Source organism: Phycisphaerae bacterium, from assembly GCA_024102815.1.
Classification (GTDB): Bacteria; Planctomycetota; Phycisphaerae; order UBA1845; family UBA1845; genus JAGFJJ01.
In genome coordinates, this window is sequence record JAGFJJ010000011.1 from 120,390 (window position 1) to 137,034 (window position 16,645).

At 62.7% G+C, this 16,645-nt stretch carries 13 protein-coding genes; 1 reads left to right on the forward strand and 12 read right to left on the reverse strand.

Annotation, left to right across the window (positions count from 1 at the left end; genetic code table 11):
* Positions 1–346: 346 nt before the first annotated feature.
* The 11 genes from J5J06_03905 to J5J06_03955 form a co-directional block, all read right to left on the reverse strand.
* Positions 347–1,459: a cobalamin-dependent protein gene (locus J5J06_03905; protein ID MCO6436213.1), complete on the reverse strand. Its 1,113-nt coding sequence runs from the start codon at positions 1,457–1,459 to the stop codon at positions 347–349.
* A 29-nt stretch (positions 1,460–1,488) separates the two neighbouring features.
* Positions 1,489–3,090: a methylmalonyl-CoA mutase gene (locus J5J06_03910; protein ID MCO6436214.1), complete on the reverse strand. Its 1,602-nt coding sequence runs from the start codon at positions 3,088–3,090 to the stop codon at positions 1,489–1,491.
* An 8-nt stretch (positions 3,091–3,098) separates the two neighbouring features.
* Positions 3,099–3,848: an enoyl-CoA hydratase/isomerase family protein gene (locus tag J5J06_03915; protein MCO6436215.1), complete on the reverse strand. Its 750-nt coding sequence runs from the start codon at positions 3,846–3,848 to the stop codon at positions 3,099–3,101.
* Positions 3,841–4,692 (reverse strand): 3-hydroxybutyryl-CoA dehydrogenase, encoded by an 852-nt coding sequence (locus tag J5J06_03920; protein ID MCO6436216.1) that lies wholly within the window; start codon positions 4,690–4,692, stop codon positions 3,841–3,843. Before J5J06_03920 ends, J5J06_03915 begins: the two co-directional genes overlap by 8 nt.
* Positions 4,693–4,938: 246 nt before the next feature.
* Entirely contained in the window at positions 4,939–6,075 is a 1,137-nt protein-coding gene (locus tag J5J06_03925) for an acyl-CoA dehydrogenase family protein (GenBank protein MCO6436217.1), read from the reverse strand.
* A 141-nt stretch (positions 6,076–6,216) separates the two neighbouring features.
* Positions 6,217–7,359, reverse strand: coding sequence for an acyl-CoA dehydrogenase family protein (locus J5J06_03930; protein MCO6436218.1), 1,143 nt, complete (start codon positions 7,357–7,359; stop codon positions 6,217–6,219).
* A gap of 189 nt (positions 7,360–7,548) precedes the next feature.
* The gene (locus tag J5J06_03935) at positions 7,549–8,703 is read right to left on the reverse strand and encodes an acyl-CoA dehydrogenase family protein (GenBank protein ID MCO6436219.1); all 1,155 of its coding nucleotides are present in this window, start codon (positions 8,701–8,703) and stop codon (positions 7,549–7,551) included.
* An 825-nt stretch (positions 8,704–9,528) separates the two neighbouring features.
* On the reverse strand, positions 9,529–10,107 hold the full coding sequence (locus tag J5J06_03940; GenBank protein ID MCO6436220.1) for a hypothetical protein: 579 nt from the start codon (positions 10,105–10,107) through the stop codon (positions 9,529–9,531).
* Between the two features lie 44 nt (positions 10,108–10,151).
* On the reverse strand, positions 10,152–11,333 hold the full coding sequence (locus J5J06_03945) for a terpene cyclase/mutase family protein (protein MCO6436221.1): 1,182 nt from the start codon (positions 11,331–11,333) through the stop codon (positions 10,152–10,154).
* Positions 11,334–11,454: 121 nt separating this feature from the next.
* Positions 11,455–12,039 (reverse strand): hypothetical protein, encoded by a 585-nt coding sequence (locus tag J5J06_03950; protein MCO6436222.1) that lies wholly within the window; start codon positions 12,037–12,039, stop codon positions 11,455–11,457.
* Positions 12,032–13,312, reverse strand: a complete 1,281-nt coding sequence (locus tag J5J06_03955) for a glycosyltransferase (GenBank protein MCO6436223.1) — start codon at positions 13,310–13,312, stop codon at positions 12,032–12,034. The genes J5J06_03950 and J5J06_03955 overlap by 8 nt, the downstream gene beginning before the upstream one ends.
* Before the next feature lie 184 nt (positions 13,313–13,496).
* Between J5J06_03955 and J5J06_03960 the strand changes: the two genes are divergently transcribed.
* Entirely contained in the window at positions 13,497–16,163 is a 2,667-nt protein-coding gene (locus tag J5J06_03960; protein MCO6436224.1) for a ComEC/Rec2 family competence protein, read from the forward strand.
* A gap of 19 nt (positions 16,164–16,182) precedes the next feature.
* On the opposite strand, the gene J5J06_03965 is transcribed toward J5J06_03960, so the two are convergent.
* A complete protein-coding gene (locus J5J06_03965) occupies positions 16,183–16,515 on the reverse strand; it encodes an Hpt domain-containing protein (GenBank protein ID MCO6436225.1) in 333 nt (110 codons plus the stop codon).
* Between the last annotated feature and the right edge of the window lie 130 nt (positions 16,516–16,645).

Here is a 16,645-nt window from a genome sequence, read left to right on the forward strand (position 1 = left end):
GCGCTGAGCAAGACCGGAGCGACCTTCCGGTCGTCGCCGAGCTACCTGTTGATCCTGATGTTTGTCTTACTGCCGGCCGCATTTTCCGATCTACTCGCCCATCCCTCACATTCGCCTGAAAAAAAAGCCCGCCGATTTCGGCGGGCTCCCAGCACTCTTGTGCGCAAACCTGGTGACTCACCAGGCGGGAAACCCGCCGGCCTCAAACCACCACCAGTAATTGCGCTGCGTCATTGTCATGGCGACGTCTTATAGCAGAATATCCGCGCTCAAGTCAAGCAACTTTCACCAATGCGAACGGACAGCTCTCAAACGTCCGAAAACAAACCGCATATCGAAAAGTGCGTTATTGCAGCGCCGCCACCCAGTCGGCCACGGCGTCGATGCCTTCGTCGCGGATGGTGCTGGCTTTCCAGATGGGACGGTCCTCGCCGACGGAACTGAGGAGCTGAGCGTGCGTGGAATCCGCCCCGGGCAGGTCACACTTGTTGATCACGAAGGCATTGGCGATTTCCACGATGCCGGCCTTGGAGAACTGCACCGAATCACCCGAGTCGGGCATGAGCAGCAGCAGCGTGTGATCCACGAGTTCGCGCACGGAAACGTCGCCCTGCCCCGCGCCGACGGTCTCCACCAGAATGAAATCGAAACCGAATCCGTCCAGGACCTTGAGCACCGCCGGCGCCGCAGGTGACAAACCCCCGGCACCACCACCCGACGACAGGCTGCGAATGAACAGGCCGTAGTCCGGCTCGCCGCTCATCATCCGCAGGCGATCGCCCAGGAGCGCGCCGCCCGTGATCGGGCTGCTGGGATCGATGGCCAGGACGGCCACACGTCTGTCACGCAGGCGTAATCGCTTGGCCAGACGTCCGATGAACGAGCTCTTGCCCACGCCCGGGGCCCCGGTGATACCGATGACGCGGGCGTTCCCCGTGGGCGGGTCCCAACCATCGAGCGCGTCCCCCCGCTGGATCGCGGTGATGATTTTGGCCAAGGCGCGCATATCGCCTTGTTCATAGCCCGTGCGAACGTCGCCGATCCTGGCCGAGGCATGCCCGGCGGCGAGTTCGCGCAGCTTGACGATGATCGAATCGACCGACGAACCCGGGTTGAACACCGCCGCCAGTCCCATTTCCAACAGCTTGGGATGATCGGCTTCGGGCACGATGCCGCCCAACACGACGGGAATGTGCTCGATTCCCATCTCCTTGCGGTAACGGAGCATCTCCGGCATGACCGTCATGTGCGCGGCCGAGAGCAGGCTCACGCCGACCACATCCACGTCTTCCTGCAACGCGGCGTGCATCGTCGCCTCGCAGGTTTGCCAGAGTCCCGTGTAGATGACTTCAATACCCGCGTCCCGGAACGATCGTGCCAGAACCTTGACACCGCGATCGTGCCCGTCGAGCCCGATCTTGGCCAGAAGCACGCGGGGGGGATATTTCGTCTTGCTCATGGTCGGTTCGCGCGTAGCCGTTGCCATCGTTACCATTCCGGTCCGCCGTCGTAGGCCCCGAAGACTCCCTTCATCGTGTCCATCATCTCTCCCACCGTGGCGTCGGCCTTGGCGGCGTCGATCAGCGCGGGCATGACGTTGACGCCCTTCCGTGCGTCCTCACGCAGGCGATCCAGCGCCGCAGCGTGCCGCCCGGCGTCGCGCGTTCGCTTGAGCTCCTTGAGCCCGGCCACCTGGACGTCTTCCGTCTCCTGCGTGATCTGGAGAATGGGAATATCCACCGGGCCCTTCTCGACAAAATCCGTCACGCCCACGACTTTCTGTTCGCCCTGGTCGATACGCCGCTGCTCCGCCTGGGCGGATTCCGTGATGCAGCGCCGGAAGTAGCCGCGATCGACCGCCGCAAGCACCCCGCCCATGGCATCGATCTCGTCGAGAATCGCCCACGCTTCCTCTTCGATCTCGTTCGTCATTTTCTCCACAAAGTAGCTTCCACCCAGGGGATCGACCGCCTGCGTCACATGGGTCTCGTGTGCGAGGATCTGCTGCGTGCGCAGGGCAAGCTTGGCCGCCAGTTCCGACGGCAGCGCCAGCGTTTCGTCCATGCTGTTGGTATGAAGCGACTGCGTCCCGCCCAGCACCGCGGCCAGCGCCTGGTACGCCACGCGGATCAGGTTGTTCATCGGCTGCTGCTCGGTAAGCGTCACGCCCGCCGTCTGGCAGTGCATCCGCAACATCCAGCTCCGCTCCTGCTGCGCGTGGAAACGGTCGCGCATGAGCTTCGACCAGATGCGCCGCGAAGCCCGCAGCTTGGCAATCTCCTCAAAGAAGTCGTTATGCACGTCAAAGAAAAAGCTCAGCCGCTGGGCAAAGGCATCCACGTCGAGCCCCCGCTCGATGGACTTCTTCGTGTAGCAGACGCCGTCGGCCAGCGTGAATGCCAGCTCCTGCGCCGCGGTCGCACCGGCCTCACGAATGTGGTACCCGCTGATGCTCACCGTGTTCCACTGCGGCATGTGGTGCGTGCAATACTCGATGGTGTCAATTACCAGGTTGACGCTGGGCCGGGGCGGGAAAACATACTCGTTCTGAGCGTGAAACTCCTTCAGGATGTCATTCTGCAACGTACCGCGGAGCTTGTCCGGCGAAACACCCTGCTCCTCGGCGACGCAGATGTAGAACGCCAGCAGGATCGCGGCCGGTGCGTTGATCGTCATGCTCGTGCTGACTTCGGCCAGATTGATCCCCACGAACAGCCGCCGCATGTCCGCCAGCGAGGAAATCGCCACCCCGCAGCGCCCCACTTCACCCAGTGACAAAGGATCGTCACTATCCCGCCCCATCAGCGTGGGCAGGTCGAACGCGGTGCTGAGACCCGTCTGCCCGTGGCTGAGCAGATACTTGAAGCGCTGATTCGTGTCGTCGGCCGAGCCGAACCCGGCGAACTGCCGCATGGTCCACAAGCGCCCGCCGTACATCGTCCGGTGGATACCCCGCGTGAACGGAAACGACCCCGGATCCCCCAGCGCCAGCACCGGGTCGAATCCGTTCAGGTCATCCGGCCCCGCGCATGGCGGCTCCTTCGGTGTGCCCGACTTTGCTTTCCGGCCCTCGTACGGTTGTACGCTCATGATTCCGCTCACTCCATCCACTTCGCGGGGCGTTTCTCCACGAACGCCGTCATGCCCTCGCGACTCTCCGGCCCACGGAAACAGTCGGCGAATGCCGTGATATCGTCGTCGCTGCGCAGCGCCCGTTTGGCCAGCGCCACCGCCGCCGGCGATCCCCTCTTGAACGACTTGCAGAACGCCACCACGCGAGGCGGAAGATCTTCCGGGGCGTTGACGACGTCATCCACCAGCCCGAAAGACAGCCCCTCTTCGGCCGACACGGGCAGCGCGCTGAGAAAGAGGCGCTTTGCACGGGCAGGCCCGATCAGCGCCGCCAGTCGCTGAATGCCCTCCCACCCGGGAATCAGTCCAAGCGACGTTTCCGGCAGTCCCAGCTTAGCAGACTTCACCGCGATTCGGAAATCGCAGGCAAGCGACAGCTCCAACCCACCGCCCAGCGCGGCGCCGTTAATGGCCGCCACCGTGATCGACGGCAGCTCCGCCACCTGGTCGAGCACCGCGTGGCCCTTTTCTGCATAGCCCTTGGCTTGATCCGGCGTAAACGCGGACATCACCTTGATGTCCGCCCCGGCGACAAAGACCTTGCCTTCTGCCGCGATCACCGTCCAGCGTACGCCCTTGCTTCCGGCAACTTCCTTCAGCGCCGCGCTGAATCGATCCAGCACATCCGGCGCGAGAATATTCACGCCGCTCGCCGTGTGAAAGGTAACCGTGGCCTGCGGGCCGTCGACATGGAGCCGAACCTGCGTGTCACTCATAATTATAGAACCCCTGCTTGGTCTTGCGTCCCAGCCGACCGGCCATCACGTACTTCCGCAGCAACGGGCACGGCCGATAGCGGTCCTCGCCCAGGTCGCGATGCAGCACTTCCAGAATATCCAGGCACACGTCCAGTCCGATCAGGTCGGCCAGTGCCAGCGGTCCCATCGGATGATTCATGCCCAGCTTCATGATGTCGTCGATGGCCTGCGGCGTGCCCACGCCTTCCTGGAGCGTGAACACGGCCTCGTTGATCATCGGCATCAGCACGCGATTCGAGACAAACCCCGGGCTGTCATTGCACTCCACCGGCGTCTTGCCCACGGCCTTGGCCAGTTCGATGGTCCGCTTGCAGGTCTCGTCGTTGGTCTGCAAGCCGCGCACAACCTCGACAAGCTGCATGAGCGGAACGGGATTGAAAAAGTGCATGCCGATGAACCGCTCCGGCGCCTTGGTCTTGGCCGCCAGTTGCGTGATGCTGATGCTGCTGGTGTTGCTGGCCAGGATGCCGTCGGCCGCGACGTGCTCCTGGGCCTTTTGGAGCAGGTCGATCTTGACGTCGAGCCGCTCCGTCGCTGCCTCGACGATCAGCGCGTGCTTGCCGATCTCGGCGATGCTGCCAAAGGTCTTGATCCGCCCCTTGGCGGCCTTGGCGTCATCCGCGGCCATCTTGCCCTTCTCGACGGCGCGATCCAGCATCTTGCCGATCTGCTTGGTCGCGTCCTCCAGTGCCGCGGGAAACACGTCGAACATCGCCACGTCGTACCCCGCCTGGGCGAAGACCTGGGCGATCCCCCGCCCCATCGTCCCCGCGCCCAGAACGGCCATCGATTTCGCTGCCATGTCACCGACTCCTCATCGCGTAGAGTCCGCCGTACGGACCGTTTTCATCGTACGTCCCGCAATGCGATCCATTCTCATCGTAGGGTCCGCCATGCGGACGATCTTGTAGGGTGCGTCCCCTGGCGCACCTCTTCTGAGCCGCAGCACGTGGGGTCCGCCGTGCGGACCGTTCTCGATCAAGTTCTTCTGCACCCGGGTCGCACACAGTAGTCTGAGATGCTGCCGGCAGATGCCGATAGTCCCGCTCTACTCCAACCCCCGCGCAATCACCACTCTGTGTATCTCGCTCGTACCCTCGTAGATCTCCGTGATCTTCGCGTCACGCAGAAAGCGCTCCACCGGATAATCCTGGCAATACCCATATCCGCCGAATACCTGCACGGCGTGGTTCGCCGATCGCGAACTCATCTCGCTGGCGAAGAGCTTGGCCATCGCCGCCTCCATCGCGTAGTCGCGCTTCTGGTCCTTGAGCCATGCCGCTCGATAAACCAGCGCCCGCGCCGCCTCGACCCCCACGGCGATGTCCGCGATTTTGTTCTGGATCGCCTGGAATTTGCCGATCGGCTGGTTGAACTGCACCCGCGTTTGCGCGTATTTCACCGACTCGTACAGGCACGCCTGGGCGATTCCCAGCGCCTGCGCCGCGATACCGATTCGACCACCGTTGAGCGTGGTCAAAGCCACTTTGAGCCCCCGGCCCTGCTCCCCGAGCAGCGCGTCCTTCGGCAGCACGCAATTCTCAAAGACGAACTCGGCCGTGGACGAGCAGCGGATGCCCAGCTTCTTTTCCAGCTTGCCCAGACGTACGCCCGGCTGGTTCGTCTCGACGATGAAGGCGCTTAAGCGACGCTTGGGCTCGTCTGGATTGGTCACGGCGATGAGCACCATCACCCCGGCCTCCTTGCCGTTGGTGACGAATATCTTGTTGCCCTCGACGTGCCAGCCGTCGCTCTTGAGTTCCGCCCGGCACTGGGCTGCCCCGGCGTCGCTGCCGCTTCCCGGCTCGGTGAGCGAAAGGCAGCCGATCATCTCCCCCGCGGCCATCCGCGGCAGGTACTTCTTTTTCTGCTCGGCCGATCCAAACGTCATGATCGGATCGACGCAGAGCGACGTATGGGCGCTGAGCAGCACACCCGTTCCCGCGCAGGCCTTGGAGATCTCCTCCACCACCAGCGACGACGCCACGCAGCCCATGCCCGCCCCGCCGTACTCCTCGGGAATGGAAATCCCGAACAGCCCCATGCCTGCGAGCTGCTCCACCAGCTCAGGCGTCATGCTCGCGGCCTGGTCCCGCGCCTCGGCACCCTTGGCAACTTCCTTGAACGCGAAATCGCGAACCTGCTCCGCCAGCATCCGATGATCGTCGTCAAAATCAAAGTCCATGATCGCCTTCCTCAGGCCGGGTTAAGTGATCCGTCGTCCAAGACTGTCTTGCCCGTTTCTTCCTATTGCCTACTGCCTACTGCCTATTGCCAATTGCCTTTTCTCTTCCCCTCCGTGCCTATGTGCCTTCGTGCCTTCTTCCTACAACTCCAGCAAATGCCGCGCGATGATCATCCGCTGAATCTCGCTCGATCCCTCGCCAATCTCGCACAGCTTGGCGTCACGCATGTACCTCTCCACGGGCACTTCCTTGGTGTAGCCCATGCCCCCGTGAATCTGGATGGCTTCCATGCATGCCCGGGTGGCAGTCTCGGAAGATAAGAGCTTGGCCATCGACGCCATGATGTTGGCCGGGCGACCGGAATCGGACAGAATCGCCGCGCGCCGCGTCAGGAGGCGCGCCGCGTCCATCTGCATGGCCATGTCCGCCAGCTTGAATTGAATTGACTGGTGCTCGAACAGCGGCTTGCCGAATGCCTGTCGCATCTTGGAGTAGGCCAGGGACTCTTCCACGGCGCCCCGGGCGAGTCCAACGGACATCGCTGAGATCGTGATTCGCCCGCGCTCCAGAACGCGCATAGCATCCTTAAAGCCTCCGTGTAATTCGCCGCAGAGGTTCTCCTTGGGAATTCGCAGATCCTCGAGCGTCAGGCCGACCGTGTCAGATCCGCGCATGCCCAGCTTGTCTTCCTTGGGACCGATGATCAGGCCCGGCGTATCCCGTTCGACGATGAACGCGCTGATGCCCTTGGGACCGCCCTCCGGCTTGGTTCGCGCGGTAATGACGTAGACGCCCGCGTAGTGGCCGTTGGTGATCCAGTGCTTGGCCCCGTTGAGCACCCACTCATTGCCCTTGAGTTCCGCTGTGGAGGTGAGCGCCGCCGCATCACTTCCACAGCCGGGCTCGGAGAGCGCCCATGCGCCCACGTAATCACCCCGGGCCAGCGGCGGCAGGTACTTCTTTTTCTGGGCGTCATTCGCTCCGATCAGCAGGTGAGCACAGCACAATGCGTTGTGCGCGTCCAGCAGCAGCGCTGTGGCGCCGCATTGCCGCGCGATTTCCTCCATAATGACCGTGGCTTGCAGGTCACCGAATCCGCAACCCCCGAATTCCTCAGGGATAAAAATCCCCAGAAATCCTAATTCCGCCATTTTCGCAACGACCTCGCGGGGAAGGTCAGCCTCGCGGTCCCATGTGCGTGCATTCGGCGCAATGTTCTCGGCAGCGAACTTCCGGGCCATGTCACGCAGTGCAATTAGATCGTCGGAGAGGTCAAAATCCATCGGAACTTCACCTTCTTGCAAGGAATGCATGGGCACAAGCGCCCATTCTAGAACACCGCCAACGCCCGCTGGGAGCGTCCTGATCGCGGCGCTTGGGGATCTTAGCGAAGCGCGGCCGGTGGGTCACGCCCGTTCCACCGGCTGTTCCTACAAGTCTCGTGCCATGATTCTGAGACACCGAGCGGTCCGTCATTGCTGTCCAATCTGCCTGGCGATGACGATGCGCTGGACCTCGCTGGTGCCCTCATAGATCGTGGTCACGCGCGCGTCGCGATAGAGCTGTTCGACCCGGCATTCGTTGACGTACCCGGTTCCGCCATGGACCTGAACGGCCCGGTAGGCGATACGGTTAGCCGCCTCGGTAGCGTAGAGCTTGGCCATGGAGGCAGCGGTCGGGTCCAAGCGACCAGCGTCCACATCTCCGGCCGCCCGCCAGATGAGCGAACGACTTGCCTCCAGCTCGACGGCGCTGTCAGCGATCATATTGGCGACGGCCTGAAATTTTCCGATCGGCCGGCCGAACTGCTCGCGCTCTCGGGCGTACGTGACCATTTCATCCAAACACGCCTCGGCGATTCCGGCGGCCTGCGCAGCAATACCGATGCGCCCTTCATTGAGGCTGGAAAGGCAAGCGGCGAGCCCTTGACCCGGCTTGCCCACACGGTGCTCCATCGGGACGAAAACCCCGCTCAAACTGATGACCGCGGTTTCGCTTCCCCGAATACCCATCTTTCCCAGAATCTTGTCTCGCTTGACGCCATTTTCCTGGGCATCCACTACGAACGCGCAAAGAGCCTCCCTCTCCGGCACGCCCTGCACGCGAGCCAGGGTCAGTATCCAGCGGGCATGCATCCCGTTGGTGATCCACATCTTCTCGCCGTTGAGGACCCAGCCTCCTTCGGACCTGTCCGCGGTCGTGCGCACCGCGGCGGCGTCGCTGCCGGCACCGGCCTCCGAGAGGGCGAACGCCCCGAAGTGCTCCGGCCGGCCCCAGCCTTGCAGCCATTCCTCGCGTGCCGCGCCCTCGACAAACTTTGTCAGGATTTTTCCAACCATGCTGTGTACGGCAATGGTCACCGCGACCGAGGGCGACCATTTGGCGAGTTCGTAGATGATCGCGGCGTAAACCCGATACGGTACCGCCAGCCCGCCGTATTCTTCAGGAACGCACAGATTCAGCAGCCCCATTTCTCCGAGATGAGGCAGAACCTCGATGACGCTGGACTCATCCCGGTCCCATTTGCGATCCAGCGGCAGGAGCTCGTGTTGAGCGTACTCCCGGACCGCGTCGAGCAGCAGGCGATGATCTTCTTCGAGTTCAACCTCAAGCGGTATCAGCGGCATATTCTCAATCCACTCGATGGGACAACGGGTTTCGATCGCGCGGCACGCGATTGCCGTCTGGATCATGATCCGTACGGCGCCGGCAGGGAATACCAGTGGCCATCGGAACAAGCGTCGACCGGCACCCGTAGGCTGGCAATAAGGATACCAAGCGCCCGCACACAAGGTACGGATGCGGAACGGAGTATAGGCAAAGGCGGAAACCGGGGTCAACGCTGGCAGATTCCGGCGATTTGCCTCACCGGCGCAAACCGGAGTCCTGGACCCCCGGCGAAGGAAGGCGGCGAGAGGACTTGCAGAAGCCGCTGGACCGAAAAGAGGCATTCGGTCCAGCCGTGACGAACCTTATCTTCTCGAGGCGAAGTACTTGGCGCCGAATTGACGCGTCGAGTAACCTCAACAAATGTCCCGCTGATGGAAGCGGGATTCAGATCTCGCGGTCAAATCATGAGGAGAGAGGTATGAGGAGTCTCAAACAGTTCTCAGGACCGGTCATGTTTCTCGCGGTTATCATTTCGGCACTGGCTTTGATGCCTTCAGATAAGGCCATGGCCAAGAAGCCCGGAGGAGGTGGTGGAGGGGGTCCATGTGGGCAGTGTCCATGCGAGCCCGAGATTCCCTTTGCCGATGGCACTGTGTGCTGGCTGGAATCCTGCCATTTGCTCTACCCGCAGGACTGCCTTTGGGATTGCCATTACGTATGTCCACTACCTCAGCCATAGCCTGTGATGGCCGACCTCTGTTGCGATGTCAGGTCATAGAGCGTGCCTGCTTCCCCACAGGAACCGGCACGCTCCTTCTATTGGAGACCGATCAGACTTTGAATCACGTGTTCCACGTCGGGCGGGTTCCGGAAAGAAAGCTGAGCTGGCGGAACAGGTAGTGCCTTCGAGCGATCAGCTCGGTCAGGCGGACCAATGAGGCCTCGTCCATGCGTCCCGAATGACGCCACTGGATAATGTCCTCCTCGAGCTCGTGCCAGCGGCGCGTTCCGCTGAGCTTGCGCTTGCGGCGGGGGTCCAGCAGGTCCAGGATCTCGCGAACGTCGTACTCCACCTGCTTCAGATCGGCGCCGATCCGCCGGGCGCGCAACGCGGCGGTCTCGGAAATGCGACCCTCACGATCGAATTCCTCGAGCACCTCGTCGGGCGGCGCGTCGCTCATGGGCTCGGTATCACCGAAGGGCTCGTCCAGGGCGGGGCGAGTCGGCGCACCAAGGGGGTTGTTGACGGTTTCAGCCGCCTCCGACTCCAGATCCCGAGCGGATCCGATCAAATCGGCGTCGTCGTCCTCCGCCAGCTCAGAAGGTACCGCATCCGCGGCCTCACGCTGGTTCATTTCTTCGCCGGGCGGAATGGCATCTTGATCGTCGCCATTCCGCAGGTGCCTGGATTCGTCCTGCATCTGCAATCTCCCCGTCACGAATCGCGCCGAAGTGAAACCAGGGGCTAACGCTTCTCCGGTTTGAGCTGCCCCGCCTCGGGCGTGTCCAGCGCCGTCTGCATAGCGAGAATGCTGTAGGCCGTTACCAGAGCGGGATTACCCTCGTACCAGCGATCCTCTTCATTCAGCCAGCTTCCATCAGGCCGCTGGAGGGAGAAAAGCTTCTCGCAGAGCTCCGCCCGCCACGGGTGGGGAATGCCCCGCCCATCGGTAATGACTTCCTGTCCCCACGCCTGCAAGGCCCGGGCGAAGGTATGGTAGAAGTAGTACAGACCCTCATGCGCCTGCGGCTCGGGCATGTTGGGATTCTGATCGAGCGTGTAGTACCGACGGATCCAGTCAAACGCGCTGACCACGCGCGGATCGTCGCGCTTGAGATCCGCATAGAGCATGCTCTTGAACCCCGCGTAGGTCATGGAGCCGTAACTGCGCAGCCGTGGCTTGCCGTCGACCTCGACGGTACCGGCTTTGGACTCTCCGTCGGCATTCGGGGAGTAGATGAACCCACCGTCGGAACTGCCGCCGGCGAAAGACTGGTCGTTCGTCTCGCTGAGCATCTGGCAGCGGGAGATGAAGACCATCGCCTTGCGATAGGCGGGATCGTCCGGTGGCAGCCCGCTCTCGTGGAGAGCCTCGACCATGAATTGCGTGTTGGAAAGGTCCGGTCGCTTGCCGCGGCCGTAGCCCGCGCCGCCGTACCAGGCGCTGGAGCGCTCGTGTCCTTCGTCGGAGTCCCATTGAATCTTCTTGAGATAGTCTCGGGCCTTGCGGATGGCGTCCTCGTACCGCTCCCCGGCCGAGGCGAGTGCCATGATCGCGACACTTGTATTGTAATTGTTGTGACCTTCACCCTCAGGGTAAATGCCGCCGTCCGGCTGAACGAACTTCATGAGGTATTCGATCCCGCGGCGGGAGACGGCATGATGGACGCCATAGTCGTCGTCCTGGAGAAAGGACTTGAGGACGAGTGCGGTGACGCCGGGATGAGACTTCCCGAATGCTTCCCACCCGCCATCAGCCGCCTGCGTGGACGCAAGATAGGCCAGCCCGCGATCGATGGACGCCTCCACCTTGGCACGCAATGCCTGCGGAAGCGGGTCGTCCGCTCCGGATGCCGCCGTCACGGCGACAGCAAGAAGCGAAAGAAGGGAAATCGCCGCCATTCCGTTCCGGCGCAAACGTCGCATGTGCAATACTCCTGCCGTCCCGATTGCCGGACCGATTCCGATCGGGAGAAATTGACCCAGACGGTTTGCCCGGATTATACGCGGCGGCCACCGGGGAGCGAACACAAACGCCACCGGCGCTTCACGGCGCGTCGCAACGCGTAGAGTCGGATTCGGGCGCTTCGTTGCCGTCCATCGGCTGCGTGACGGTGGCTCCGGCTGTTGTGTCCGTCTTCGACTTGACGAGCACGGCATCACCGGCCGCGGCATATTTGCCGGCGGCGTCGCGGGACGTACGGACGTTGGTCAGTGCGTTGGCGCCTTTCATTGCAGCGACGGCCTTGAGTCCCTCGGTGGCTTCCTCCGGACGACGAAAGCCGTCCACGTACACGGCTTCGATCTGGCGTACGATCTCGTACCCGACAATGCCGGGCGTGCTCGACGTCGCCATGATCCTGGCCGCTTCGCTGCGGCGCTTGGCCGCAAGCTCGGGATCTGCGCTGCCGTCCGATGCGGACTTGCCGGCGTACTTCTGAAGGTTGGGATGCAGTCGGGGCGGCCGACGACCACGGATGCATTTTCGCACGGCCCGAAAGAGCCAGAGCAGGAGGCACAATCCCAGCAGAACCAGCAGTGCCTGGAGCTTCCAGCCGGAAAGATCAAACCACTGCCCGGTGTCTTCTTCCTGTCGAATCAGATCGATGGCGTCGCGGGCTTTGTCAGGCATGGGTGGCGGATTTCTTGGCGGTCGGAGGTGCGGCGCCTTCGTGGTTGCCGGCCGGGGACACTTCCGGAATCACGCGATCGGCGCGGTAGGTACGGCCGCGCCACGTGGTTGAGCTCGCACCGACGGACTTCAGTATCGCGCTGATCATCATGGCCAGACAGATGCACGCACCGGGGAAGTACAGCAGCGACCAGCCACGAGCGTGTCTTGTCACCGGATAGATCCGCGCGACAGTGAGCTGCTGAAATACGACGGCGATGGCCCAGGCAACAACCGCCCAACCCCACAAGACGCGATTTTCCGAGACGGAGGATGCAAGGCCCACGATCGCGACAAGCAGGCTGATCCAGGGGATCAGGGAATAGATGAGATGCAGTGACGCCACGCGGATGAGCCGCTTCGGCGTCTGGAAGCAGCCGTAAAAGATGCGACTCCAGCCGCGCCAGGCTTCACTGGGCGTGCTGTACATGCGCGTGCGATAAAGGTCATCGTTTTCGACGACACGGAGCTTGAGGCCGAGGCGCTTGGTCCGGCGGGCCATGCGGATGTCCTCGTTCACCTCCGTCTTGACGGCCTCGTGCCCGCCGATGGCCTCGTAACACGAACGGCGCATGAGCATGAAGGCGCCGTTGGCGTAGGCGGTGCGCTTCTCCGGGTTGTTTACGCGCTCCGGCAGAAACCACCAGATGAGTACGATGCCGCATACCGGCTGAATCACCCGCTCCCAGAAGGTCTCTGTCTCGAGCATCGGCGTAACGGAGAGGAAATCGACGTCTTCGGACAAGGCCTCGCGGACGGCGACGGTGACGGTCCGCGGGGAGGTGAATCGACAGTCGGCGTCGGTGAAGCACAACCAGTCGCCCGTTGCCACTTCCACACCCTCGCGCATGGCGTTGTTCTTGCCGAACCATCCATCGCGCAGCGACTGAACGGTCAGAACGCGGAGCCGCGGGTGCTGATCACTCAGCTTCTGAAGAATGCTCGGCGTCGCGTCCGTGCTGCGATCGTCCACGGCGATGATCTGCAAATCGGAATAATCCTGAGCGAGAAGCGACGACAGGCAACGTTCGATATTCGCCTCCTCGTTACGGGCGGCAACGACGAGCGATACGCGAGGGAGGGAGGCAGGGCCGCCGGTGTGGGATTCGTGGCTCAGGACCGTGCGGCGCCGCAGTCCCCGTCCCACCAGAATGAGACGGACGAGCCAGATCAGCCCCAGGACGACGGCACCGCCGAGCCAGATCGACCAGAAGATCATGGAAGCGATCGACATGAAGGCGACATTCATCAAAGGGGAACGAAGCCGAAAGGACGAAGATTATCCCTATCCTGTGTTCATACGCAATGCGCGACTACTGAAGGCAATTGGGGGTACTGCGCCAGCGGATGGCGGGCCACTTCCAGCAACGGCCGTGGCGCGGTAGGACTAACCGCGTCCTCTGGCTCTGGAAGCAACCATGCTCACCGCGCAGGCCATCTGGTCTCGAGCCCCCCTGCTCCCCGTGGCGATCGGCCTCGTCGCCGGCATCCTCATCGACCAGGATTTTCAACCGCAACCATTGATCCACGCGATTGCCGCGGGGCTGGGCGCTGTCGCCGGGATCGCATTCCGCCGGCGTCGCGATCTCCTTCCTCACGTCGCCGTCGTCCTTGTGGCCGCGGGCGCAGGTGGGATGCTCCACTTTGCGCGGTCCCGGCTACTCCCTCCGCTGAGCATTGCCCTCGACGCCACGGATGATCGTCCCATCGTGCGGATCCGGGGGGTCGTTTCATCCGCCCCGCGTGTGGTGAGCGACCGCGAACATCCCTTCGCCCGATGGATCGCCCGGGACGAACGCACCGTATTCGTGCTGGATGTCGAATCCATCGAAGGCGAATCGGGGTTCATTCCGCGGACCGGCCGCATCCGCGTCGTCGTGCGCGAGGCCGTCCTCCGTCTGGCCCAACGCAGCCGGGTCGAGCTCTTTGGCCGCCTGTATCCGCTGATGCCGCCGGAGAACCCGGGGGTCTACAACTGGGCCTCGTACAACCGTCGGGAGGGCATCATGGCGGGCATGACGTGCCTGCACCGCGAGAATGTCCGGGCGTTGGCGTCGGCGCCGATCAGCGACGTCGGCCGGTGGGTGCTTGCCTATCGCCGCGCCGCCCGTGAGCTCCTTACCGGGGATCTGGCGGCAAGCGAACAGCAGAGCGGATTGCTCGACGCCATGATCCTGGGGCATCGCTCGATACTCGATCGGCAAATCAACGATGTGTTCATTCGAGCCGGGATCATTCACTTCATCGCGGTCAGCGGCGTCAACGTGGCGATCGTTATGATGCTGGCACGGACGCTGTTTCGCACCCTCGGAGGAACGGTACGGCAATCGACATTCGCAATGATCGCGGCGGCAGTCCTCTTCGCGATTCTCACCGAGCCGCGCCCGCCGGTCCTGCGGGCATGCGTGATCGGCATTGTGTACGGACTGGCCGTGCTGCTGGGTCGGGCCCGCTACCAGCTCAACTGGGTTTGCGCGACCGTCATCCTGCTGGCGCTGATCGATCCGTCCATGATCTTCGACGTTGGATACCAGCTCTCCACGGCCGCGGTCATTGGTGTCGTCTTTCTGACACCCGTCGTGCAGCGTGCCGGGAATGGCGCGGCAGCACTGATCGGTTTCAATCGAGATAGCGCCTTCTGGCGACTGCCTCGCGCGTCCGTTGGATTGGACCGGTTCTGGGGTTGGAGCGCGCGCTGGCATGCCCTTCGCGTGCACATTGCCCATACACTTGCCACCGCAGCCGCGGTGGCCCTGGCGGCGTGGCTGATGGGTTCACCGATTGTGGCCTGGCATTTTTACCGCATTCAACTATGGGGAGCCGTGGCTACGCTGATGATCTTCCCCCTGGTGAGCCTGGCGATGGCGCTGGGCTTTGCCAAGTTGATTCTGAGCATGCTCCTTCCAACGCTGGCGGTATGGATCGGCTATCCATTGCTGGGCACCGAATGGCTGCTCATCCGCGCGGCCGATTTCTTCGCCGGTTTGCCTTTGTCCTCGGCCGTGGTTGCACGGCCTCCTACCTGGCTCGTGATCGTCTACTACGCATGGATGACCTTGTTGATGATCCGTTTTCGGCGACGGAACGCATCCGAAACCGGACACCCCGCGCGCGGGGCCGGAACGGCGGTCCTGCAGGATTCACATGAGCAAACGTCCGTTCACGGGCGCCGGGCGTTCGATGTCATGCTGATGCTGCTGGCCGTAGTCGTCCTGGTCGGTTCTCTTGACTGGCTCGGCGGGCGCTCCGTACCCCGCGATCTTCGCGCGACCTTTCTTTCCGTGGGGGCGGGCACGGCCGTGGTGCTCGAATTGCCCGACGGCCACGTCGCTCTGTATGACGCTGGAACATCATCGGCATACGACGTCGGCCGTCAGACGATCGTGCCGTACTTCCAGTCGCGCGGAATTCGCCGCATCGACACGATCTATGTCAGCCATGCCAACCTCGACCATTTCAGCGGGTTGCCCTCCATCGCCGAGGGCGTTCGAATCGGCGAAGTGGTCGTCAACGAGCACTTTCCTTATGGAGAGGGCGCCCCATCGCATGTTCGACACCTGCTGATGCTGTTGGGCGAGAATGGCGTTCCGGTTCGCGTGATGAGGCCGGATCAGTCAACGTGGAAAGCGGGAGAGGTCACCTTCGAGCGGCTCTGGCCGGTCGGAAACGAGCACTCCAAGCTCGCCGCCAACGACGCCTCAACGGTCCTGCGTGTTTCTTTTGCGGGAAGATCAATCCTGCTTCCCGGGGATATACAGTACGCCGCCCAGCAGGCGATTATCAGGCGCGGCGATGTGGCGTCCGATGTGCTCATGCTGCCGCACCATGGCGGCGTCCAAGCCAATACGGGGGCGTTTATTGATGCCGTGGGGGCCAATCTGCTGATCCGTTCCCACTACCAGTCTTGGGAGGACACCGACAACGGACTGAAGAATCTGACAGGCGGAAGGCGGGTTTTCAGCACGGCCGACGTCGGCGCGGTGCAAATCACCATCAGACCGGACGGACAACTCGGTGTATCGACATTCGCGGCGGGTACGGCCTCGCCCGCTTTCGGCGTGACCCAATGGGCTGAACAGGAGTGAAACCGACCGGCGGCGGAACCTACATGCAACGGGTTACTACACGGCCGCACACGTCCTTGAGCGCTCCCAGGGCGCTGGCGCAGTCGGCCAGTTGTTGGTCCAGCGCCTGCCGTTCGAGATCGGCCGCCTGCTGCGTAAGCGCCGGATAGCCGTATCCCGCCCCGCACCCCTTGAGCTGGTGGGCAGCGATGCGGAGCGCGTCGAAATCTTCGGTGCGAAGGGCCTGCTCCATCGTCATGATTCGTTCCGGCAGACTGCTGAGGAACAGATCCACGAGATCGGCAAACGAAGGATCTTCCCTCACGAGAAGGGACTCGATGGGTCCGCCGTTAGCGGGAACGCTCGTGGACATGATTGGCTCCGGATGTACGGTCACCTCAGCGACGAACGGTCGCAGGTCCGCTTCCCGAAACATCGACTCATCGAGCGCCAGAGTTTACGCAGGTTCGCATTGGAGGCGGGTCAGGATCGTCGTTTTCGGA